This is a genomic window from Caldalkalibacillus salinus (genome assembly GCF_016745835.1).
GTDB classification, from domain to species: domain Bacteria; phylum Bacillota; class Bacilli; order Caldalkalibacillales; family JCM-10596; genus Caldalkalibacillus_A; species Caldalkalibacillus_A salinus.
The window spans coordinates 761,591-786,127 of the sequence record NZ_JAERVL010000001.1 but is presented as its reverse complement, the minus strand read 5'-3'; the positions used below and the strand labels follow the sequence as shown (position 1 = coordinate 786,127).

The following is a 24,537-nucleotide window of genomic DNA, read 5'->3' as shown; positions in this document are numbered from 1 at the left end:
CCGACGAAGGCTAACACATTTGGCCTGAGTAAGAACGGACGTAAGGATTCCCCTATTTTACTGCTATCCTGTGTCATTCACGCATCTCTGGACTTATTCTACTCTCTATGTTCATTTAAATCAAAGAACGCCGTTAGAATCTGTTTGGTAATCAACTGGGCGTAGGCCACTTGCCCCTGGGAATTCGACTTCTGCGATTTGGGTACAACAGAAGCAAAAGCAATCTGCGGATCATCGGCAGGGGCATAACCGACAAGCAAGGTATGGTTGTTCCCAAAAGAACCGTCAGCCTCAACCGTTTGTGCCGTTCCCGTTTTAGCTGCGACTTTTACAGGGAAGTCACGAAATATACGATAAGCAGTACCACCTGGCTCTGTCACCATCTCCATTCCCCGTTTGACGAGTTGAATATCGTCATCACTCATATCCACGCGATTAAGGACTTTAGGTTCCGTTTTCTTCACCACCTGCAGCAAGTCTACTTCCCCCGTAGTCCCTCGACGAATCTCCTTTACCACATAAGGCTGCATACGATAGCCATCGTTGGCGATGGTGGAGACATACTGAGCTAATTGTAGCGGGGTATAATTATGATATTGTCCAATCATAAAGTCGGCCAATAGCCCTAACAATGTTGCGTCACTTTTATATCCATCATACTCTTCGGGAAGATCGATGCCGGTCTTAACCCCTAACCCGAACTGTGAAAAATAATAATGCGCTCGGTCAAATGCTTCCTGGCGGTCTCCTAAACGATGATTCAAGTCAAGTCCAATACGGAACATGAAGATATTAGATGATCGCTGTAACGCTGTTAACGTATTCACATTCCCTAGATTTGTCCACGATTTTTTGGTTAGATTTCCAATGCGCATCGGCGTATCATATATCGTCGTGTTCGGCGTCACAACCCCTTCCTGAAGCCCCATAAGGACAGTGGCCATTTTAACCGTAGAACCCATGGCATATGACGTTTTGCCTGCTCCGATTGTTCTCACATCGTTAGACATGCCAAGAATTTCACCCGTTTTAGGATTCATAGCCACGAAAAAAGCTTCATCCACCATGTCATTTTCGGCGATGGTGTCCTCAATGACATTTTCAATCGTCTGTTGCAACTTACGGTCAATCGTCAGCACTAAATCGTTCCCGCGCTGACCAGGACTGAAGACGGGATCACCCATCGGTTTCAGTTGACGATCGACCGTCACTTCGATCACACCTTCTTTCCCCCGCAACTGCTCCTCATATTGCCACTCCAGGTAACTGGTTCCGACCATGTCATTCATGCGATATCCCCTCGATTGGTAATACTGCAGTTGATCAGCCTGAATAGGCCCCACTTTCCCCAAGAAATGTCGAAAAAGTGGGCCGTATGGATACGCCCTCTCTGCGTCAATCATCATATCGATGCCGGGCAGTTCTGCTCGATTTTCTTCTATCTTTGAAACAGTCTCAAATGATAAATCCTGTTTGATTCTCGTTGGGGCAAAGGGAACCCCTTTGTCCATCTCATGAAGTATGGCTCCCTTATCCCAATCCAACAGTTTTGCCAGACGTTCTGCTACGATCTCCCGATTATGAGGGGAAAAACGACTATTCTCTGTATAGGTCACCGTATAGATCGGTGTATTTTGAACCAATACCTCTTCGTTGCGATCCATGATTTTGCCGCGCGGAGCCTCGACCATGATTTTTCGTACGGTCGTGTCTGATTGATGACGCCATTCTTCACCGTGTACAATCTGCAAAAATCCTAAGCGAAAAATGAGAACAGAAAACAGCCCAAACGTGATCAAAAATAAAATATTCAAGCGGAAAGATAAAGATCTTGCTTTAGTATGATTCGGCACCTTCTCCCCTCCCCTTTCCCCCATTGGTCCTTCACCAAACGATTTACGCTCGCCTTGGACTACTGAGCGTTAAAGTACTCTCGAACAACCGCAGCCGTTTTCCGTAGGACATAAGCGCTCCCACCGCGATGTTGCACATCTTCGATCATGACGGTCACTAATAGATCCTCTTGCTCCGCATCATACATGACAAACCATCCGTTCTCTTGTCCTTCCTCCTCTTTGCTCCTTTTTAGTTCCGCGGTACCCGTTTTACCGGCAATACGGTGACCCTCTATGGTTGCCCCGTGTCCCGTACCCTCGGGATTTTCCACAACCTCAAGCAGCATGTTGTTCACCGTATCCGCCGTTTCAGAATCTATAATTTTGCCCCACGCTTCGCTCACCGGCTCCACGTCCTGTGCAAGTTCTAGCACCGGTTTGATCAGTTCCCCACGGTTAATAAACGGGGTATACGCCAAAGCCAGGTGCAACGGGGTCATCTGAACCTGTCCTTGTCCGTATGCAGAATCCGCCAATAAGATGTCACTCGTTATTCCCTCGTTGGATAAACTCGCTTGAGGAAACGGGTAAGCGATCGGTAGCTCTAATCCGAAACCGAATGTCTCTGCTTCTCTGGTGAAAGCCTCCGCGCCGATCTCCATCGCCTCTTGCGCTAAATAGATGTTATCCGAATACATGATGGCATCCGTAAGGGTTTCGACAGGGACATCCTTTACCCGTTTGACGTAATAATTGCCCCAGCTTTCGTCCTTAGACCACCGTAATCCATCGATGGTTCTCAGCTCGTCGGCGGCACTGACCCCCAGCTCTATGCCGATGGCGGCGGTAATTGGCTTGAAGACGGAGCCGGGAGCGTAAAGACTCGTAAACCGATTCATCAGGGGCTTTTTCGGATCTTCGTTCCACGTCGTCCATTGTTCTGTAGAAAGACCTTGAATGAATGCGTTCGGATCATAGGCCGGGCTACTGACCAATGCCAGGATTTCACCCGTCCGGGGGTGTATCGCCGCCCCTGATCCTGCGTCACCGTCCAAAGACTGATAGATCAAATGCTGAAGTCGTGCATCGATGGTCAAGTGCACGTCTTCCCCGTGTACTGGATCGTTCTTTGCAAGGGTTTCTTTATGCTGACCATTGGCTTTGACGATTGAGATTTGAACGCCGTTCTGTCCTCTTAACCGCTCCTCATATATCTGTTCCAACCCTGCTTTGCCAATCGTGTCACCCGCTTTAAGTTTCTTGTCGGGGTTTTCCTCGATATCTTCTGCAGAGACTTCTCTTATGTAACCCACTAGATGAGCGACCGATTCTCCGTAAGGATATACTCTTGCGTTCTTCTGTCTTTTCGTAACGCCTTGTAAATCACTAAAGTCGAGGTCTTCCCGATCTTTCGTCACATTAACGATAGGCACAAAAAGATCGTCTTCCACCCACGGAGCGGCAAGCTTATCGTGAATAAACGACTTGGTAACGGACAGTCTTTCTGCAAGTTCAGTGATCGTGCGCTCTTTCTCTTCCCCCATCTGGCCAGGAACAAGCCCGAGCTCTTCGATGCTGCCATTCTTAGCAAGCTTTTGACCGTTACGATCATAGATTTCTCCTCGATCGGCCTTTATTGTACGAACGATGACCTTATCCTCTCCTGTCATCGACGGAAACAGCAAGGACGGGGTCCATGTCACTTTCCACTCGTTCGTTTCTTTGTTTTTAGTCATTTTAACGGTACCTTCTACATCTATCGGTCCAGCTACGGTTCCCATCTTCATCTGATAAGGAAACGATTGGACGGCCGATTCACTGTTTTCCTCCTCCTCATCATCGTTATATACTGCTGCGACCTCCAGATCACTCATGTCGATTCCTTCGTAAATGGTGCGATATCGCTGAACGAATTCATCCTTCGTTGTGACAGCTTGACTAGACTCGGAGATAAGGCCATACATTTGTTCGTAATCCCCTTGCTCCCAATACGTGATATAACTTTCTAACACATCTTCTGGTTTGATCTCTTCTGTGCACCCCGTTAAAAGGAATATGAGTAATAAACTAAGCATAAAAACGCCAAATGTCTTCATCTTCCACCCTGCCTCCCGTATAACAAATAAATCTTACATGTGTAATACATTATAGCCTACGGGTGTAAGTCTTATCAAGTCAAAAAAAAGACTCGCCAAAGATGCGAGTCCAGAATTTTATGCTCCGATGTCACGTCGTTTGTAGCCAATAAATCCGCTGATAACGAGCACGATAGCTATACATGTGACCGCAATGACTTGAATCACGTCAAATTCTTCCACTGGCAGCTGTGGAATATGGCCAAACGGCGTTAATTTCCCCATCCAATCAGGGAATTGAAGCAATTCACCTAAATAAATGACTAAAAAGGAATACCCTAGATATAACCAAGTGATGCTCGCGAAAGTTGGTAGGAAGCCTAGTAATAGAACCGTAACCCCGATCATCACCCATATAGCGGGTAAGTAAACCATGGATGCCTGCAACATTGTAGCAAAAGAAATAGGGTCATCCATTACGGCGGTAGCGGCAGACCACAAACCGATGTTAGCAAGGCATAACACGACAAATCCCATAATCATGGATAAGATGAAATAGCTTCCCAATAATCTCGACCGAGAGACGGCAGCACACGCTAGCATTTGTTCAGTATGTTGTCGTTTTTCCTCTCCCTTAAGCTTTAACAGAATCATTAATGGAGGAATCGTACTTATAATTGTGATGACCGACATGAGCATCGTTAAGTATTGTTCCGTTAGAGATAAGCCTTCCATAGGCTGTAATAATTCTCTCATCATGTCATTACTGTTCAAGAATGTTTCCAAATCTCCGAAGACGGACCCATAAGATAAGCCTAGCAGTAACATACCAATAGCCCAGGCGATAATCCCTGTCCTCTGCAATCTAAATGGTAGACCTAGTGGACTAAGCAAAAAATTTGAGGCGTGTCGTCTACCCGGGCGTGAAGGAATGATGCCCGCACCTAAATCTCGAATCGCATTTAAATAAAGAGCGATGCCTACTAAAATCAATGCACTGGCAACCGTTAAAAATACGGGCCACCAGATATGACTCACATACACTTCAGTGCGTAAAATCCAGCCTAATGGAGAAAGCATGGACAGGGCCTCACTGCTGACATCCCCAATGGCACGGATAAGGTAAGCGATCAATAACGCAGCAAAAGAGAATCCTATCGTTCCCCTCGTGTTTCCTGAAGCTTGGGCAAACAAAACGGTGACGCCGGTGAAGAACATGCCGGTCGTACCTAAAGCAGCGCCATATAAGAGAGAACCATGTAAATCCATGCTCTCAAAACCTAAAGCAAACAATCCAAAGCCTATGGTCAAAGCTAGGAGCACATGGGTAATAAATAAAACGATGACCGTTGCACTCACATTGGATAAACGTCCTACCGGAAGGGATCGAATAAATTCGATTCGTCCCTCCTCTTCATCTGTCCGTGTGTGACGTGTCACGAGCAAAATACTCATGATGGCTACTGCGATCGCCGTGAATAGCAGCATCTGGTGAGCCATCATCGCCCCTACAGTATAATGGTCTACTCCGTAACCAGGGCCCACCATGGCGGTTACAGCTGGATTTTTCATCGTTTCAGCGATCGCCTGTCGTTCTTCTTGTGAATGAAACGCACCGGCCAAGGATGATGCCGAGATGACTGTGATAACCGTTAGGGCGATAAGCCATATGGGCAGACGCATACGATCTCGCCGAACGATGAGTCGTATCATTTTACCAGTGTGATGAAACAGCTGAACCCACATTAGGACCCACCTCCCACCCCTGCATCTGATGGGCGACCGACGTCTTTATAATGGCGCATAAACAAATCCTCTAATTTAGGCGGTGCGCTTTCTATCCTCTCCACCTGGAATTGACTCACATATTGGATCACAGCGGCTAGCTCATCCGCATCAACTTGGAAGGTCAGAGCGTTATCTCTTTCTTCTATGTCATACACACCTCCGAGCTCATTTATAGCGGGTATCGGTTGTTTTGTTTCAACCAGGAGATGGGTTCTAGTTAAATGACGTAACGCTTTTAACGTTCCCGTTTCGATGATTTCCCCCTGCCGAATAATCCCCACTTTATCACACAGTTTTTCAACTTCAGATAAGATATGGCTGGACAGTAAGACACTTTTTCCTTCTCGTTTTGCCTCCATCACACACTCTTGGAACACCTGTTCCATTAAGGGATCAAGCCCGGATGTCGGTTCATCTAAAATATATAAATCAGCATCCGCTGCGAAAGCGGCGACTAAAGCTACCTTTTGACGATTCCCCTTTGAATAGGTTCGGCATTTTTTGGATGGATCTAAGTTAAACTTTTCTATTAATTCATTACGTCGCGACTTGTGTTTGGTTCCACGACACGACATCAATAAATCGATAACCTCTCCACCCGTTAGATTGGGCCAAAGATTCACATCCCCAGGGACGTATGATAAACGCTTATGGATGTCGACCGCATCCTTCCACACGTCCTTACCAAAAATCTTTGCTTCCCCTGATGTTGCTTTCAATATGCCAAGCAAGATACGAATCGTGGTGGATTTTCCTGCACCATTAGGACCAATAAAACCGTAGATCTCCCCTTCATTTACTTCGAGATTCACGCCTTTTAAAGCCTTAAACGAGCCAAACCTTTTTGTGATGTTCGTCGTTTTTAAGATGGTCATTTCCATTCTCCTCATCTTTTTGATCTTTTGCCTTAGGTATAAAATGTCTACCCCTAAGGTCATAATTATGAAATTTATTATCCCTTTTATTTCATAATATAAGATATTTAGTGCTTTGACAATAATTTATGAAATATTTTGTTTGTTTTATTACATATTTTTTATTACACTTATGAATGAGGTGAGAGCAGTGGATGGATTTCAACGACGTAGAGAACGAAAGAAAAAAGACATATTAAATGCAGCCTTATCCTTGTTTATGAAACACGGTATTCAAAAGGTGTCGATTGCCGAAATTGCAAAGGAAGCAAAGGTTTCTCAAGTGACGATTTATAATTATTTTGAGAGCAAACATAATTTGATTCATGCAGTATTCAATTATTATGTAGACAAGGCGTTAGCAGAGTATGAACAAGTCGTTCACAGTGATCATCCTTTTCCCGAAAAAATAAAGCAATTGATTTTTAATAAAACGCAAGTCGCTAGGGATATAAACGAGGAGTTCTATCAATCATTAATGTACGAGTTCTCGAGTGGTGATTATATTCAAAAAATTTATGCCCAAAAGGTCCTACCTCATTTTACTGATTTATTTAATGAAGGCAAGGAACAAGGCTATGTTGATCGTGATCTATCTAATGAGGCTATTCTGTTTTATATCAACATGTTGAAAGACGCTATGCTACAGAAGGATGTGTATCAAAAAGTATTGCCCGTTACTGAAGATATTACAAAGATATTCTTTTATGGCATCGTTGGTAAAAGGGATGAATGAATGAGTGAATGGAAGTATGCGAAGGATGTGAATATGTATGGAGATATGGAAGTATGTGTGGAAGGATGCAGTATGAAAATATGAGAAAACAGCAGTTTGTTACGAACCACCGTATCAAACTGCTGTTTTTCGGTGATAAATTTGCTCACACTGTATTTGCTCATACACCATCTTTTTTAAACCATCCTTTATTGCTGAGTCATAAACAAAAGACAATTCACCATAACGGCAAATTGTCTTAAGTAACGGCGAAAGTCTTAACGTGTTGTTCCTACCGTTTAGAGACCTATATAGATTTGACAGCTTCCTTAACAGGCTGGTCCCCACTCACGACCTGGAATTCCTTACCTATCGTAGCGTCATTTTCTAAACATGCCTCGATGACACGTGCCACATCCTCTCTAGGGATTTCCCCTCGCGCCACTTCGGATGCTGCTTCTATCTGTCCCGTTCCATTATCGTTTGTTAATAAACCAGGGTGGATAATCGTATAGTCCAGATCCGTTTGCCTTAACCATTCGTCGGCATAGTACTTCGCTGCAACGTAGGGTGCGAAGGATGGGGATGCATCAAGTATCGCTTGACGTCTGGTGTCAAACGAACTAATCATGATAAATCGTTTCACCCCACTGTTTTTAGCCGCTTCAATGGTTTTCACCGCTCCGTCCAAATCCACCATAATGGTTTTGTCTTTCCCCGTATGTGGCCCAGAACCAGCAGTGAATACAATCGCATCAACGCCCTCAGCCGCTTTTGCAATGGTTTCGATATCCTGCTCTAGATCGACGACGACCGTTTCAGCCCCCAAGTCTTCAAAATAAGAAGCTTGCTCCGGCTTACGAATCATGGCTTTAGCATCGAGGCTATCATTTTCCTGCATAAAAGACACAAGGTGTTTACCTATTTGACCGTTTGCGCCAACAATGAGAACTTTCAATGTCTTCACCCTTCCTGAGTCAAAGTCAAAACTAAAAATGAATGGATACAAACTATTATGTACATAAACGCTTATTTATATCGTATCTCCTATAGAGCCATGATTTCAAGAATCACGCTCAAGTAGAGAGCTCAAGGGCAGACCATATTCTCCGTAAAAACGTTGGGCTCGAAAAAACGCCTCTAACTATTACTCACTCACACAAAACTCATTAATGCAAAAAACGCAACGACAATAAGAAAATAAACGATGCTAGTATTTCTGGCATTTTTATAGTATTTATAGCGTTGATTGACGAGATGTTCTAAAGCAGTAAAGAATTGTAAGATAAAACATAACGCTATGACAACAATAATCCCAATATAAAAATAGACCGAGGTCATGGTGACTCACCCCTTTGCTCGTATATATCATAAAAGCTGATATCTACATTATAGTTTCTTGTGTTTTCAAAATAAAGTTAAAATAACAAAAAAAGGTTGCCGCAGCAACCCCATTCTATTTCTTAAGTCTGTCAGTCTATATAGCTTCTCCATCATTCTAACAAGGTTCTAGCACCGCACGTACAATGATTGAATGCTAGGCTGGGTCTGGAGAAGTTAATTTTTTGCTATGGGTCGGTTGATGAGCGGGTGGTGCCGTAAACCCTTCACCAAACACCTCTGATGCCTCACACAGTATGATAAAAGCATGGGGGTCAATTTCCTGAACGGTGGATCTTAAATCCTCTGCTTTTGCTTGGTCTAGGACCATCATCATGATCACTCTTTCACTGTCCGTATAACCTCCTGCCCCCGTTATTTTCGTTAAACCGATATCTATGCCATGCAGGACCCCTTTGGTTATGCTTCTCTCATAGTCTGTAGATGAGATGATGTAAGCCACCTTCGATCCCTCACTTTTCTCTTTTCTCGCTTGAAAGATATCCATCGTTTTGCGCGTGACAAAGGCTCCAACAAGGGCGTACAATGCTTTTTCCGGTGAGAAAATAAAACCTGATGCCACCATTACCATACCGTCCATAAACAAAATCGATGTGCTGGGTTTAACAGCCTTTACTTTGTGCAGTATCTGCGCAATGAGGGTAAAGCCGCCCACATTCCCGCCAGATTGAAAGACGAAGACTAAGCCAATACCGACCCCAAATCCGCCGTAGATAGAAGCTAACAGAGGATCGTTTGTAAGTGAAGGTAACCCACTTGTAAGGTTAACAAATGACGGAAGTAAGATGGAGCCAACGATCGACTTTACAATGACCTGCCCCCCTAAGAAGTACCAGCAAATCACTAATAATGCAATCGTGGTGACCCATAAGACAGTGGCTGGAGAACCATTAAAGACAGAACTGAGTACCAGAGAAGCACCCGTCAAACCACCAGAAGCAATCTCATTTGGGCTCTGTAATACTGTAAAAGATAAAGCAATGATAAAAGTACCAACGACTAAAGATGCGTAATTCTTAACTATATTCACAATATTCTACCCCTATCCTTGTGATGTTTCTCTCTTTTCTCTTTCTCTCTTTTCCTCTTATCTTTCTTCTCTACAAGTATGGGAAACTTTCTATCTCTCCCCTGCTATTGAGATTATAAGCCTTAAGTCTATCTCTAGCAATGAAGCAAATTAACGCTTTTTTGTTTTGACGCTTTGATGCTTTTGTGTGTTAAATAACTATATTTATTTGTTCAAGTAGGATGTAGCCGTTGCGTTCAATGACCGGTTCCCGTGCCCCATTAAGGCCATGTTGATATGTGACCAAGGCAAAATTAAAAAGGACACCAAGACATGGTGTCCCTTTACTGCTTATATCATAGAACGTATTGCCTCATATCTCACGTTGTAACGTTTATATCATAAGACGTTGATTCCTCATAAACTGACGTTGTGTTCAAAAACGATAGCATTACGTCCCACAAAAAGTACGGTAAGGACGATCGGATGGTGGTGGAGGTGTGGTATAAGCTTCTTGGTCCGGTGTATGCGCGTACGGCTTAGATAATACTTCAAGCAGTTGCGTCATCACACTATAATCCCCTCGTTCCACTGCAGCTTCCAATGCTTCTTCTACACGGTGATTACGCGGAATGACAGCAGGGTTACTCTTTTTCATCAGCTGCTGAGCGTCATCTGCAGATTCTTTCTGCCTGTTTCGCCTTACCTGCCACTGCTCATACCATTGTTTGAAATCGGAAGCGTCCTGCAAATCTGTATCCTCAAGTTGATCAAAGGTGATTGCCCGAAAGGTGTTGGTAAAATCGGCACCCTGTTCCTTCATGAGACGAAGGAGATCCTGTATGAGGGATTTATCCTCTTTTTCCTCATGAAATAGGCCGAGTTTTGCTCTCATGCCATTAAGCCAGTACTGCTCAACCCGCTTGGGGTAATCTGACACGACATCCTGGGCCAGTTTGACCGCCTCTTCCTGATCGTCGTGGAGGAGAGGTAATAGCGATTCAGCAAACCTTGCCAGGTTCCACCCACCTATAGGGGGCTGATTACCATAAGCATAACGGCCTTGCGTATCGATAGAGCTAAACACCGTCGCTGGGTCATACGTATCCATAAAAGCACAAGGCCCATAATCGATCGTCTCTCCAGATATGGTCATGTTATCCGTGTTCATCACCCCATGAATAAACCCAACCAGCTGCCACTTGGCGATAAGTGAAGCCTGCCGATCCACCACATCCTTCAGGAGTGCAAGATAAGGTTGGTTCTCATCTTTTAGGGCTGAAAAATGTCGTTCAATCGTATAATCAGCTAAGTTTTTCAAGTCCTCATCCTTGCCCATGTTGGCTGCATATTGAAACGTACCAACACGTATATGACTATCCGCCACACGTGTCAGAATGGCACCGGGAAGCTCCTTTTCACGTAAGACAATCTCCCCCGTCGTCACGACCGCTAGACCACGAGTAGTAGGAATCCCCAGAGCATGCATCGCTTCACTGATTATATACTCACGTAACATCGGACCCAGTGTGGCTCGTCCATCGCCACCCCGTGAATACGGTGTTCGACCTGATCCTTTAAGTTGAATATCCAAGCGTTCACCTGAAGGGGTGATGTGTTCGCCGATCAAGACCGCACGACCATCCCCTAACATTGTAAAATGTCCAAATTGATGTCCCGCATAGGCCTGAGCAAGTGGTTTCGTCCCCTCCGGTACATTATTTCCGGCAAAGACGGCTATGCCCTCATCACTTTGCAATACCTCATCATCTAATCCTAGGGATGCCGCTAAATCTTCATTGAGGATCGTAAGCTCTGGTGAACGTACAGGGACGGGATCAATCATACTGAAAAATGATGAAGGTAAATCGATATAAGTATTGTCAAAATGCCAGTCTGCTTCGTTTGTGTGTCTATTTGTCATCGTATCCCCTTTTCTCTTCTAAAATAAATATATGCATCATGAATTATGTAAGAGAATGAGTCTTTTAACTCATGGCGCCCCATCCTTAAAAGCACTAGGAGGCTCTTCTTATTGTATACCTTTACCATTTTATCATACCTCTGCTGAACACTGATATGTGCTTGTGACCCAATAAATTTTTTCGCCCCTTACCCCCTTTACTTACATATTGGCTCGCTCTCAAATTTGTCTTCTAGCCCAACTGACTATATAATGGTAACTATTAACTTCAATTAAGGTTTGATAGAAGACAATCGTTTTCAGACATAAAGGATGATAGTCATGAATAACAGTCTAATCGTTCCAAAAATGAATATAAACGCAGCGCTTAGAGAAAATGCGATTTTCGTAGATGTGCGTTCACCAAAGGAATTTGAAGAATTTCATATCCCAGGGGCCATTAACATACCTTTATTTGATAATGAAGAGCGAGCGCAAGTGGGGACGCTATATAAACAAGAAGGTGAAGAGCAAGCGAAGGACCTTGGCATTCAGATACTATCAGCGAAGCTTCCTGACTTCTATGCAGCTTTTAAAAAGCTACATCAAGACAATGAAGGTAAGTCCCTCATCGTGTACTGTTGGCGCGGGGGTATGAGAAGCTTGAGTCTGACCTCAGTTATGTCATTGTTGGGGTTACCCGTTGCTCAGCTTAACGGTGGGGTTCGTTCATTCAGACAAGCCGTTACGAGCACCTTGGACATGCATGCCTCTTCACCAAGAAAATTTATTGTCATAGAGGGGTTAACGGGTACTGGAAAAACGGACATTCTCCATGAGCTGAGTCATGAAGGGTATCCTGTCATAGATATTGAAGGCTTAGCCAACCATCGTGGTTCAGTATTCGGGGGAATTGGAAGCTCACCCATAAGCCAGAAAGCATTTGAGACCCGACTATGGGCGAGACTTGAAGAATTGGATGATTCACCGTACTTTATCATTGAAGCCGAAAGTAAACGCATAGGCAATGTCATACTACCTGACTTTATTTTACAAGGAAAAGAGAATGGCCACCGCATGCAAATCGAAGCCGACTTAGATTTTCGTGTCAACACCATTTGCATGACTTATCCCTTTGAAGCCTTTCACGATGAATTTCGTCAATCATTATCCCGATTAGAGAAACGTATACCCCCAAAAGTATACGCCGATATCCTAGCAGCCTTTGATCGTAAGGATTACCCGAACTTTGTTTCCTCTCTCCTTCTAGAATACTATGATCCTCGCTACAAACATGCGTTTAAGCAGTATGATACGAGCTCCTATCATATATCTATCTCTCGCTTAGATGAAGGGGTCCAGCTCGTTAAACAGAACGTTACACACATACTCGACAAGTGGGATATCACTCATTAAATATCCCTTCTGTTATTCACACCTCACTTTTTCACACCTTTATTCATATCAACAAACCCCAAGCGTATTCGCAAGGGGCTTAAGGGTTTTTAAGCTGTTAAGCATCCGTTCCTGAGTCATCGGTTTTCTCTATGATGCCACGTTCTAGTATAGTCAGTACTCTAGATAACCCGGCTGGCATATTGTCCTGCACCGCTCTGACCTTAACATTCATATGATACTCCTGGCCTAGACGAGATGCACTTGATGATTCATTCGTGCGATTATGGGTTAGAGAAGCTGTAAATGACGCTTTAATTGGTGAGAACCACTTTGAATATGATAACCGTCCACTCGTGGAGCTCCCTGTGAAAGTAGAACTAGAAATCTCTTCTGTCATAATCTCCGTAATTTTAGCACTAAAATCAATGTCCATGGTATCGATCCGGATATAAGGGACAGGGACGATGGATAATACAGGAACTGTAATTTCAACAGACTCCTCTGCGCCATCCGCATTCAAACGCTCGTACGAGAAAGTGATCGTTCTAGCTTCTTGTAGATCATCGACTTGTACTCTATCATCGGGTGCCGTAAAACCTACCTTTTCGATAAATTCAATGGTAGACTTAGCAGCCTCCGCTTGTGCTTCAATAACGGATGATAAAGGCACACCAATCAGATGCCTAAAAGGAATCGCTTCTAAAAGCTCCGTTGATCGAGACATTGCGTTCCCCTCCTAGTTGTTTTATAAGCAAGTTATTTTTGTTTGCCCTAAAGCCTTGAAAACTTGGACTTGCTTATATGATTTACTATATGTGAGTAAAAAAGAAGGGAAACGATGAGAACACCTATTTCTAACTAAATGTGTTGATGAGCTATCTCTATTTATCCTTCTTGGTATGAGGTTGATATGACGCTAGTTTGTGAATATCCGCCATGACTTCAGTAAACGGGGACAATATATCCGTTATTTTTTTCGCGGTTGCCCCTACCTCTCTCCACTGCTGCTCAAGGTTCTTTTGTTGAGTTGTAAGAATGAATAATCTCTGATGCTGTAGCGTCTCTTTCATCTTTTTATATCCTGGCAGCGCCTCTTTAAACCCAGAGGCCTCTAACGCTTGATACATTTGTGAAAGACCTTTTTCGACCTCCGCTAGATTATCCTCTATATTTTTAACGATCGCTTCTTGTTCTTTGTCACTCATCAAAGCACCCTCCCCTATCAAACTATTTCCTTAAACCGCCTACTCCCTGACGAGCTTATAAGCAGGTTCACCATCTTGCATATCGACTTGATGCCATTCATAATCTTTAATCTTAAACGTTAACTTAAGTGTTGATAACACATCCTTACTGACATGCATTAAATCATCATGTAATATCATCAACTTGAGTGGTTGTGGATCTTTGTTCAACCCTTTACGCAGCTGAATGATCCCCTCCTCATGACGGTCCTTTGTTGGTGTCAGGACGCGTTTCATCTCAAGTTGAACGTCTTCAACACTGTCATCCCTTAATTTTGCCCACTTTCTTTTTAGAATGGTGTCTAGAATGTCATGTGCCACTTGATCTAAATCATAAGTTGTCATATCGACATCGGACACCCAAGGCGTACATCCGACAAGATAGGTAGGGTCCTTAATGAGTTCCGTTGTTATTTTCTCTGATTCAGCACGGATCGCTTCTATATTAATCTCCTCTAGCATGTCATGAAGTGAACCGACCTCCATACTTGTCGTTAATGCGTAACTCGTATAGACGCTAGTTCTGTTCACCCTATCGCTTAATGCAGCCTCGTTAGGACATGGATCTTCATGTAGCGCAAATTTTAGTTCCATGTCTATTTTTTCAATATCTGGTCTAGGGACTGGGAAGCCTCTCATAGTCTCGTCATTTAAATACTGTTGGGCCATATATTTGGACATTTGATCAGAGATTTCCCTTCCCTCTGCTAACGCAAGAAGGAAACTGCCTAGAACATCTTTGAAGGAGACTGGTCTATGGGGGTGATGGGGATGATGGGGATGGTCCGGGTGATTCGGATGGTCCGGATCGTGTGGATGATGATTTGTTTTTGTTTGATCAGACATGTGGCAAACACTCCTTCTTATGCATGGTGCTCTTCATTTAATGTCATGGGGTGTGACAATTTGCTTTGGATGCGTTGAGTTCCTTCAGGTAGGGTATCTTGTACAGCCGTCATCTTCACTTTCATATGTGACGTGCCGGTTTGTGTATAAGGTGTGTAAGCTGCCCTTAAATCTGGTCGGTAAGGAGATGACGATAGCCAGTCATCATATAATCCCTGTTGTTTGTTACCCTCAGCTTCAGCTGGTTGTATGGGAACCGCTTTGATATCTGTTATTTTTACCTGCCACTCAAAGGTTGTATTTTCAATACGAACATAAGGGATATTGACGAGGGAAAGTATCGGAATCTGTACGTCAGCGACTCTCCGTTCTCCATTGGACTCATAATGATCGTATGAGAGTGTCATCGTTCTGGCCTTCCCTACGCTCTGTTGGTCTTCTTCTTGTTCCGGTTCAAATCCAACTCTTTGAATAAATTCTAAGCTCGCTTGTAGGGCTTGGGCTTGAGCCTGTATAAGTGAAATTAATGGCCCACCCACGAGGTGTCTAAATGGCACAGACTGTTTAACCTGCATAGGCATTGACATCACATTCACCGTCCTCTTATAAAAAATAAAAATGAGATTTTGACAATGCTTTTGCTCGTATTAATATATGTCTGCCTTAAGCTCCTGCTAGCCTAAAAGTAAAAACCTCGTCTATATAAGACGAGGTCGGTAGAACTATGTAGGTGCAATATTTGAAACATTGGGATCTATGCATTAACCTGCCCTAATACGCCGTTGGTTGCGGCCATGCCTATAATCACGCATCCCCACATATGTTTATACGCACTGACATAATCTTCACAGGTGAACCGTATCGTTTTAGGGTTAATGAGTTCAACGGACGGAATCGTGGTGGTCATATAGGCTTGGTTTGTGCCTTTAAAAGTGATCTCAAACGTCACCGGTCCTTCCACCCGATACGGTTGAACTCGATTAGCCTTTTGTACAGTTAATTTTGCTTTATCTCTGATAAGAGCTTGCGCTTTTTGAGGCGAGAGTAAGTCAGCGGCCAAACGATCCACGCCACGCTTGACAACAGCCGTTTCAATATCTGGTAGCGTCTCCTTTACCTCTTCGGCAAGAACATCATCCCCAGACACGAGAAGAACGGGAACATTAAAGTGCCCCGCCACACCCGCGTTCATTTCCGTTTCTCCTACCACTTGGCCATTAATTTTCATCTCTTCAACACAAACGCCAGCGAGGGTATGGTTAATAATGGTCCGTTCAGAACCGCCTTCACGCCCGTGATAGCCAATAAAAAAAACACCGTCAAAGCGATCATCTAATCCTTCCATTTGACACATGACCCGGTTATTACCTGAGATCAGGCGCGCACGAGGGTCTAACTCTTCTATAAAGATGTTGGACATATTGCCATGGCCATCTGCGACGACAATCTCCGTCGCACCCGCTTCACAGGCACCTTCTATCGCAGCATTAACATCCTGAGTCATCAGCTTACGGAAGCGTTGGTATTCATCATTCTTTTTCAGTTGTATGTTCGTCGCCACACCCGATACACCTTCGATATCGGCGGAAATAAAGATTTTCATGTTCATCCTCTCCTTCTGTTCAACTCTATTATTACTTTGACTGATATGGTTTTATAAATCAATACTACGTTGGCATCATGTTTCATGATATATAACCGAATTTACTTCATGACATTAATTGGCATATGGTATATAATAGATATCTTAATGGGTCCTTTCAGGCTATATGAAGTGGCATCATGATGGGCACAATTTTAAAAAGACCCATACTATGATTTAGTGTGATGAAAGAGGAACTTTTATGTATCATGCGGAAACGTTACGAAAAAAAATCATATTGTTTATATCTATTCTATGGCCGATTTTGGTCACCCAAGTGAGCCTACATGCCATGAGCTTAGTGGATACTTTAATGAGTGGTAGAGTCGGCACGGATGACTTAGCAGGGGTTGCTATTGGCTCTAGCTTATGGTTACCGGTCTTTACAGGCATTAACGGCATTTTACTCGCTGTCACACCGATCATTTCCCAATTACTAGGGAACAACAAGCGGGATGACATCGCTTATTCAGCGACACAGTTTCTATACTTAGCCGTTATTTTGGCCGTATTGGTCATATTACTTGGCAGTTTAATCCTCCAACCTATCTTAGGCTTCATGTCTTTAGAGCCGAACGTCTCTTATATTGCTTTCCATTACTTAGTCGGCCTATCTTTGGGCATCATACCGTTATTTTTATTTAACGTCATTCGGAACTTTTTTGATGCGCAGGGGTTAACGATGATGACCATGGCCATCATTCTTATGGCTGTCCCGTTTAACGCTCTGTTCAACTATGGTTTTATTTTTGGAAAGTTTGGACTTCCTGCATTAGGAGGCGTTGGTGCCGGCTATGCCACCGCTGTAACGTATTGGATTATCTTACTCATCAGTGTGTTCATGACGTTTAAAGTGGAGGCCGTTCGTCAGTACCGCCTGTTTATAAATTGGTTTAAACCTTCATGGCAAGCTTGGAAATATCAGCTCTCAATCGGTGTGCCCATCGGACTATCTATATTCTTTGAAGCGAGTATATTTGCAGTGGTAACGCTATTAATAGGCATGATGTTCTCAACTGTCATTATTGCAGCGAATCAGATTGCTTTAAACTTTACCAGCTTAATCTTTATGGTTCCTTTAAGTATTTCAATGGCGTTGACCATATTGGTCGCTTACTCTGTAGGGGGTAAGAAGCTTGAGGCGGCCAAACAATATTCGTATCTCGGTGTTTTAGGCGGCATGGGTATATTAGGGCTATTTGCGGTCTTCCTGTTCTTCTTTAGAGAACAGATTGCTTATCTCTATACCTCTGACCCGGAAGTGGTTTTAGTGGCGTCACAGTTTTTTATCATTGCCATTTTTTATCAGTTGTCGGATGCCCTGCAAGCGGGGCTTCAAGGGGTACTTAGAGGATATAAAGATGTCCAAATCCCTTTCCTTATCGCTTTGACAGCGTATTGGATCATCGGCATCCCAGTAGGCTACACTTTATCCGCGTATACCGATCTAGGTCCACTCGGCTTTTGGATCGGCATAACACTTGGATTAACGTTCGCCGCTGTTGGCTTCCTTATTCGCTTGCGCATCATTCAAAAAAAAGCAGCCCAAAGTTTGGACCGCTTTTAAAAAAACAGACGGTGAGGTTTGTTATCATAACCTTTTTATCAAGTTGTACCATGTGGCGCCCCCATGCGTGGAGTCCGCCACCCCTGTGTTGGTATACCCCAGTTTCTTGTAAAACTGAATTAATACTGCCTTGCAAGTGAGTGTCATCGTTTCACGGTTTTGCTTTTTGGCTTCTTGTTCCAAAGTGGTTAGTAACGCGGTTGCCACACCACGGTGCTGGGCATGTGGGGACACGGCTAAACCTAAGACGCTCTGATGTCCCCCAACACTTGGATTTGGCGCACTCTCTTCAAATAAGTCGTCCGTGATGTACGCCGTCTCAATCACTGGACCATTAATGTAACCCACAATGGCCTCTTCTTCTTCCGCCACAAGAAAACTGTCTGGTATGGTTTTTATGCGCTTTTCTAACGCTTCTTCCGTCGCCGCTTCCTGAGCTGTAAAGCATCGCCGTTCAATGGCCACGAGCTGTGGTAAATCTACCATTGTGACATATCTGATGTTCAAAGATATTTATCCCCCTATCAGTTTTATCTTTATTGGTCCTTCTCATTTGGTCTCATTTATTCTATCACGACATGTACGGTTTGAATCAAGTAGATCGCGCCATACCGGGCGCATAATAAAAACCCCTCTTAGACAATATATAATAGTCTTAAGGGGGGTTGGGTTTTCTACTTTTAAAATGCGCCTATGTCATAGATTTGCCCTGTTCTATTGTTGTGTTTGTTCATTACTATCCAAGGTGACATTGACCGTCTGTAACTCACCTTCACGATAAAATTCAAGCGTAACAGTATCGCCCACAGACAACCCTGTATATAAATATTTCCGCAGGCTATTGTCGTTCTGAATAGCATGATCATCGATGGACACGAGAATATCTTCAGGTTGAAGCCCCGCTTCGGCTGCCGCTGACGATGGGTCAACCGACACAACGATGGCACCTTCAGTCACATCAGAGGGAACATCCTGTAGGTAATAGGATGGAATATCAGACAAACTCGCTAAGCCTACCCCTAAATAAGGTCGCTCGACGTATCCTTTATTCGTCAGTTCTTTAACAATCTTGGCGACATCATCACTTGGTATGGCAAAGCCAAGCCCTTCCACGCCATTGTTCGCTATTTTTAAGCTATTAATACCAACGAGCTCACCCGCTGCATTAATCAATGCACCACCACTATTTCCAGGATTAATGGCTGCGTCCGTCTGAATGACCTCTAGCTCCCATTCCCCGGCCGAGGTCGGCACTGATATTGTACGATCTACTGCACTGACGATACCTTGTGTAACCGTTCGGGATAGATTTAAACCTAGTGGATTTCCGATGGCCAGCACTTTTTCACCTGTACGTAATGATTCAGAGTCACCAAACGCCAACGGCTCTACAGAATAGTTTCCTTCAATTTTTAATACGGCGATATCGGTGAGCGGATCACTTCCGACGACATCCGCAGTGACCACTTCTCCATTATATAAAGACACTTCAATCTCGTTCGCACCTTCCACAACATGATTGTTTGTGACAATATAAGCAGCATCATCTGTGACTTCGTAAATGACGCCCGACCCTGTTCCGTTTTGTGCTTCTTCTCCCCTACGGTTAAACGGATGTTGTTGCTGAGCAACGTGAGTGACACCCACAATCGCTTGTGACGTTTGCTCAATCATGTCTGCTTGAGATTCAGATGAAGCGGACACTTGCTCGACATCCACCTGGCTTGTCGACGCTTCTTGCTCTGTACCAGCACTCTCCTCTTGAACACTTTGAGCACTTGAATTTTCTCCCTCACTAAGGTAGCCCCCTTGTGTAACGACACCAAAGGTTAACATAGAACCGATCACACCGGCCGTTAAGGACGTGAACACCATGCTCCATTTGGATTGTTTGTCTCGACTCATTGCGCATCTACTCCTTGTCTGTTTTTTTATTGACTTGATTTATCATGACGACATCTTTTATATACCCTTACTTTAACCTTTGAGTGTGTCAGGACAATGTCAGGCATAGCAAAGAAAAAACATAAAAAAAAAACGACCGTTTTAAATAGGTCGTTAATAGGTCGATCATCGTCTAGTCATCCTCGTATTCAGCGATGGGTAAGGTGATGCGAAACGTGGTTCCTGATGAGGTACTATCTTTGAGTGTCAGATCTCCCCCAAGCGATTGGGCCACCATTTTACTAAAAGGTAAACCGAGTCCCAATCCACCAATTTCAAACTTTTTATTGTCTCCGCGGTAAAAACGCTCAAAAATAAAGGGCTGGTCCTCCTCTGGGATACCGATTCCGTTATCACTGACATCGATTGTAACGTTATGTTGTGTCTTACCCAATGTGATATCTATGGTGCCTTCACCGTCCATTGCGTGAGTGGCGTTAGTCAAAAGATTGGTCATCATTTGTTGCAAGCGGATGAGATCAACACGCACCTGTATAGGTTCATTTAATAAGCTCAGTGATATTTGAATAGCCTCTTCTTCGTGAACAACCTCCCATTGACGGATAAAGTCTTGGAGAACTTTATCAATAGCGTGAGGCTCCGTTGTAACAGGGATGGCATTGGCAGCGAAAGTATTAAACGCTAATAAATCCTCCACCATCTTTTTCATTTTCGCCGTTTCTTTCAACGAAATCTCTAGAAACTCCTTCGCTTCCTCTTCCTCCACGACACCGTCATTTAACGCTTGAAGCAAACCACTGATAGAAGTAACGGGTGTTTTCAATTCATGGGTCACCCCTGCTAACAGTTCTGTTCGGAGGGATTCTAACTGCTTAAGTTTTTGAGACATATCTTTAAAGGAGTGGATTAAGTCATAGACTTCCTTCTCTTGCACGTCTTCCGGAAGATCGATATCATAGTCACCTTCTTTGACCTGTTGTGCAGCCTGGGCGACACCTGTAATCGGTTTCGCTAATTTCTTAGATAGAAAATAGATAGCAGCCCACCCTAGCAAGGCCAGTCCGATAATCATAATCGATAACTGCCGATACTCTTGATTCACTTTGGTTAAGTTCGCTTTTGTTTCAATCAGTACGACCCAACCGATGAGAAAATCCTCGGCTACTATCGGCTTTTTGACAATGTAAATCGCCTCTCCACTCTCTTCAATCGTCATACTTTGGATATCCTCTTCACTATTCACGATCGCAGGGTGTATCTGTTGCTCCAACGGACTACGTGGTAAGTTGCTGAACAGGACATTTCCTTTTGTATTGACAATATACATAAACGGCTGACTGTCCATGTCCATATACCGCCCACTCTCTCGAAGCACACGATGTAATTCAGCTTCAGGCGGCACCCTATGTTCCTCTATATTCACCATGCGGTGGACGGTTTCTTCAGCCATAAACTCCATGATATTTAATCGATGTTCTAACGTCTGATGACGAATCCATATAGCAGAAATGATCGCAATGACCACAAGCCCCACCACCAGCGTGACAACATACCGTGTCGTCCAATAACGCTGGAGTGGTATTTTCCTCTTGTTAGGTTGTATAGACACTAAACTGATACCCCAATCCTCGTAGTGTTCTAATCTCTCCCTCTGACTCGGACCAATCCTGTAAGGCTTTTCTTATACGCTTAATAGATAAATCAACGGCTCTATCACTGCCCTCGTACTCCCAGCCCCAAACGTGTTCAATGAGCTGTTCTCTGCTGAACGTCTGATTCGGATGCTCGGCTAAAAAAAGGAACAGGGACAAATCCCGTGGTCTTAAGACAATGTCCTCGTCATGTAACTTCACACGGTGGGCCTGATGATCAATTTCTAGTTGTCCGTAGCTTTTGACGGGATGCTCATCTTTTTCTGAACGTCGTAAGACTGCTTTAACGCGAGCCACGACCTCATCGCCATCAAAAGGTTTGGAAATATAATCATCCGCCCCACTGTTTAACCCCTCTAATCTATCATTCACATCACCTAAAGCGGTGAGCATGATAACGGGACAGGTACTGATTTCTCTCAATTCCTTTAATACATGCCATCCGTCTTTTTTGGGAAGCATGACATCTAGGAGCACGAGCACCGGTTTGACTTCCTTAAACCTGTCTAGGGCTTCTTGTCCATCAAATACTTGTATCGGTTTGAATTTGGCCTTCTTGAGATAAGCCTTTAAGACTTGACTAATGGCCATATCATCTTCGACAATCAATATCGGTTTCATAGCTCCATCCCCAATCAATGAAGATTTATCGCTGTCACAGTCTATATTTTTCAACTATATCATGCTTTGATGTCAGGACGATGTCAAGGTGAGCTGCAGATAAAACGTGTCATAATGATAAAAAGAGAGTGCCACTGTTTGACGTTCACTTTTATCTGAGTTATGATTTTGAAATTAAAATATAAAACCAATGATGAGCATTGACTCATGCTAAACTAAAGAAGGAGTATTTATATGTATGATAACCCATATGAGCAGAACAAACACAAACAATCGCAAGAAACAATGAAACGTAAAATTGATGTGGCAGCTAAACGAAGAAAAGCCGAAACCGTGATTAAAAATGGACAAATTGTCGATGTATTTAATCAGGAGTTGATAGAAGCCGACGTCGCCATCCAAGATGGGAGTATCGTTGGCATAGGACAGTATGACGGGGAACACATCATTAATGCACAGGGGAAATATATTGCGCCTTCATTTATAGATAGCCACGTTCACATCGAATCTTCCATGGTCACACCACAAACGTTTGCTAAAGTTGTGCTGCCTCATGGGGTGACAACCATCATTGCTGATCCTCATGAAATTGCGAATGTAGCGGGAGCAGAAGGTATTCAATATATGTTAGACAGTTCGGAAAACCTCGCCCTTAATGTGTACATGATGGTGCCTTCTTGTGTACCTGCTACTCGTTTTCAAAATGCAGGGGCCGTACTAAAAGCAGAGGACATTGCCCCGTTTTATCAGCATCCACGAGTATTGGGTCTAGGAGAAGTCATGGACTATCCATCTGTCAATCACAACGAGGAGACTATGGTCCAAAAGCTGTATGATGCGTACATAAAAAATGTCAAAGTAGATGGCCATGCGGCTGGTTTAGGCCCAGATGCTATTAATGTATACATGACAGCAGGGATTAGAACAGATCATGAGTCCATATCAGTACAAGAAGCCAAGGATCGGTTGCAAAGGGGGATGTATCTCATCATCAGACAAGGTTCTGTTGCCAAGGATCTCCCCCAACTTATTGATGTGATCACAGACAAGAATGCTCGGCGCTGTCTGTTTGGGACGGATGACAAACATATCGATGATCTTGTTGCGGAGGGCAGTATTAACCATAATGTTAAGCTAGCTATACAGCACGGCGTAGACCCTATTAACGCTATACAAATGGCATCCCTAAGTGCGGCGGAATGTTACGGATTGGATCAGAAAGGCGCGATTGCACCTGGCTATGATGCAGATCTTTTGATACTCAGTGATCTCAGACAAGTTGAAATAGAACAGGTTTTTTCCGCAGGTAAACGGGTCGCCGAAAAGGGGAAATATATCGCACAGCAAGAAAATAATGTCCAGCCCCCTCCTACTTTAAAGCATCGTATACGTGTAGCTGACATGACCACAGAACAACTAAACATTCACATGGCGTCTAGCCACTCAGCTCACATCATTGGTATCGTCCCTAATCGTTTAGTCACGGAACACCTTGTAGAGGACGTTCAAGTAGACCAAGGGTTATTTCAATCTTCTGTGGAGCGAGACCAACTTAAACTGGCCGTTATTGAAAGACATCATCAAACGGGTAACGTAGGCTTGGGGATAGTCAAAGGACTAGGTATCAAAAAAGGCGCTATCGCAACAACCATCGCGCATGATTCACATAATATCATTACGGCAGGGACGAACGATCAAGACATGTTATACGCTGTAAAGGCGATAAAAGACATGGGAGGCGGATTAGTCATTGTCGAAAATGAAAAAGTAGTGGCTTCCCTAGCCCTTCCTATCGCGGGTTTAATCTCTGGTGACAGCGTTGAACAAGTGCACTACACGTTAAAGGAGCTTAAAGCAGGACTCAGATATATAGGCGCATCCATGGAGTTTAACCCTTTTCTCACCCTTTCTTTCTTAGCCTTACCTGTCATACCTGATCTCAAAATAACGGACAAGGGTCTATTTGATGTTATAAACTTTAAACATATAGACGTAGAGGTTAACGAGTGAAAGAAGATAAGT

The 24,537-nt window shown here is 43.8% G+C and carries 20 protein-coding genes; 4 read left to right on the top strand and 16 right to left on the bottom strand.

What is annotated here, in order from left to right:
• Positions 1–98: 98 nt before the first annotated feature.
• From JKM87_RS03525 to JKM87_RS03510, 4 genes are all read right to left on the bottom strand, one after another.
• On the bottom strand, positions 99–1,853 hold the full coding sequence (locus tag JKM87_RS03525) for a penicillin-binding transpeptidase domain-containing protein (RefSeq protein WP_202077900.1): 1,755 nt from the start codon (positions 1,851–1,853) through the stop codon (positions 99–101).
• Positions 1,854–1,912: 59 nt separating this feature from the next.
• Positions 1,913–3,931, bottom strand: coding sequence for a penicillin-binding transpeptidase domain-containing protein (locus JKM87_RS03520; protein ID WP_202077899.1), 2,019 nt, complete (start codon positions 3,929–3,931; stop codon positions 1,913–1,915).
• Between the two features lie 117 nt (positions 3,932–4,048).
• A complete protein-coding gene (locus tag JKM87_RS03515; protein ID WP_202077898.1) occupies positions 4,049–5,656 on the bottom strand; it encodes an ABC transporter permease in 1,608 nt (535 codons plus the stop codon).
• Positions 5,656–6,573, bottom strand: a complete 918-nt coding sequence (locus JKM87_RS03510) for an ABC transporter ATP-binding protein (RefSeq protein WP_202077897.1) — start codon at positions 6,571–6,573, stop codon at positions 5,656–5,658. Before JKM87_RS03510 ends, JKM87_RS03515 begins: the two co-directional genes overlap by 1 nt.
• Positions 6,574–6,763: 190 nt before the next feature.
• Between JKM87_RS03510 and JKM87_RS03505 the strand changes: the two genes are divergently transcribed.
• The gene (locus tag JKM87_RS03505) at positions 6,764–7,348 is read left to right on the top strand and encodes a TetR family transcriptional regulator (protein ID WP_202077896.1); all 585 of its coding nucleotides are present in this window, start codon (positions 6,764–6,766) and stop codon (positions 7,346–7,348) included.
• Between the two features lie 286 nt (positions 7,349–7,634).
• Here JKM87_RS03505 and JKM87_RS03500 read toward each other — a convergent pair whose 3' ends face one another.
• From JKM87_RS03500 to JKM87_RS03490, 3 genes are all read right to left on the bottom strand, one after another.
• Complete coding sequence (locus JKM87_RS03500) at positions 7,635–8,285, bottom strand: SDR family oxidoreductase (RefSeq protein WP_202077895.1); 651 nt, start codon at positions 8,283–8,285, stop codon at positions 7,635–7,637.
• Positions 8,286–8,864: 579 nt separating this feature from the next.
• Positions 8,865–9,758, bottom strand: coding sequence for a YitT family protein (locus tag JKM87_RS18150; RefSeq protein WP_202077894.1), 894 nt, complete (start codon positions 9,756–9,758; stop codon positions 8,865–8,867).
• A gap of 430 nt (positions 9,759–10,188) precedes the next feature.
• The gene (locus tag JKM87_RS03490) at positions 10,189–11,661 is read right to left on the bottom strand and encodes a protein adenylyltransferase SelO (RefSeq protein WP_202077893.1); all 1,473 of its coding nucleotides are present in this window, start codon (positions 11,659–11,661) and stop codon (positions 10,189–10,191) included.
• Between the two features lie 321 nt (positions 11,662–11,982).
• Here JKM87_RS03490 and mnmH point away from each other — a divergent pair, with 321 nt between their 5' ends.
• Positions 11,983–13,056, top strand: a complete 1,074-nt coding sequence (mnmH, locus tag JKM87_RS03485) for a tRNA 2-selenouridine(34) synthase MnmH (RefSeq protein ID WP_202077890.1) — start codon at positions 11,983–11,985, stop codon at positions 13,054–13,056.
• Positions 13,057–13,153: 97 nt separating this feature from the next.
• Here mnmH and JKM87_RS03480 read toward each other — a convergent pair whose 3' ends face one another.
• The 5 genes from JKM87_RS03480 to JKM87_RS03460 all read right to left on the bottom strand — a co-directional run bounded on the left by JKM87_RS03480 (position 13,154) and on the right by JKM87_RS03460 (position 16,731).
• The gene (locus tag JKM87_RS03480; RefSeq protein ID WP_202077888.1) at positions 13,154–13,762 is read right to left on the bottom strand and encodes a DUF2589 domain-containing protein; all 609 of its coding nucleotides are present in this window, start codon (positions 13,760–13,762) and stop codon (positions 13,154–13,156) included.
• 157 nt (positions 13,763–13,919) lie between these two features.
• Positions 13,920–14,243: a hypothetical protein gene (locus JKM87_RS03475; RefSeq protein ID WP_202077886.1), complete on the bottom strand. Its 324-nt coding sequence runs from the start codon at positions 14,241–14,243 to the stop codon at positions 13,920–13,922.
• A gap of 39 nt (positions 14,244–14,282) precedes the next feature.
• Entirely contained in the window at positions 14,283–15,128 is an 846-nt protein-coding gene (locus tag JKM87_RS03470) for a hypothetical protein (RefSeq protein ID WP_202077884.1), read from the bottom strand.
• Positions 15,129–15,145: 17 nt separating this feature from the next.
• A complete protein-coding gene (locus tag JKM87_RS03465) occupies positions 15,146–15,715 on the bottom strand; it encodes a DUF2589 domain-containing protein (protein ID WP_202077882.1) in 570 nt (189 codons plus the stop codon).
• 167 nt (positions 15,716–15,882) lie between these two features.
• Positions 15,883–16,731 (bottom strand): M55 family metallopeptidase, encoded by an 849-nt coding sequence (locus tag JKM87_RS03460; protein ID WP_202077881.1) that lies wholly within the window; start codon positions 16,729–16,731, stop codon positions 15,883–15,885.
• A 241-nt stretch (positions 16,732–16,972) separates the two neighbouring features.
• Here JKM87_RS03460 and JKM87_RS03455 point away from each other — a divergent pair, with 241 nt between their 5' ends.
• Complete coding sequence (locus tag JKM87_RS03455) at positions 16,973–18,337, top strand: MATE family efflux transporter (protein ID WP_202077879.1); 1,365 nt, start codon at positions 16,973–16,975, stop codon at positions 18,335–18,337.
• 24 nt (positions 18,338–18,361) lie between these two features.
• On the opposite strand, the gene JKM87_RS03450 is transcribed toward JKM87_RS03455, so the two are convergent.
• The 4 genes from JKM87_RS03450 to JKM87_RS03435 all read right to left on the bottom strand — a co-directional run bounded on the left by JKM87_RS03450 (position 18,362) and on the right by JKM87_RS03435 (position 22,515).
• Positions 18,362–18,823 (bottom strand): GNAT family N-acetyltransferase, encoded by a 462-nt coding sequence (locus tag JKM87_RS03450; RefSeq protein ID WP_202078095.1) that lies wholly within the window; start codon positions 18,821–18,823, stop codon positions 18,362–18,364.
• Positions 18,824–19,051: 228 nt separating this feature from the next.
• On the bottom strand, positions 19,052–20,242 hold the full coding sequence (locus JKM87_RS03445; protein WP_202077877.1) for a S1C family serine protease: 1,191 nt from the start codon (positions 20,240–20,242) through the stop codon (positions 19,052–19,054).
• Positions 20,243–20,414: 172 nt separating this feature from the next.
• Entirely contained in the window at positions 20,415–21,851 is a 1,437-nt protein-coding gene (locus JKM87_RS03440; protein WP_202077875.1) for an ATP-binding protein, read from the bottom strand.
• The gene (locus JKM87_RS03435; protein WP_202077873.1) at positions 21,835–22,515 is read right to left on the bottom strand and encodes a response regulator transcription factor; all 681 of its coding nucleotides are present in this window, start codon (positions 22,513–22,515) and stop codon (positions 21,835–21,837) included. The genes JKM87_RS03440 and JKM87_RS03435 overlap by 17 nt, the downstream gene beginning before the upstream one ends.
• 234 nt (positions 22,516–22,749) lie before the next feature.
• Between JKM87_RS03435 and ade the strand changes: the two genes are divergently transcribed.
• Positions 22,750–24,525 carry an adenine deaminase gene (gene ade / locus JKM87_RS03430; RefSeq protein ID WP_202077871.1) on the top strand — a complete coding sequence of 592 codons (1,776 nt, stop codon included), beginning with the start codon at positions 22,750–22,752 and terminating at the stop codon, positions 24,523–24,525.
• Positions 24,526–24,537 lie beyond the last annotated feature (12 nt).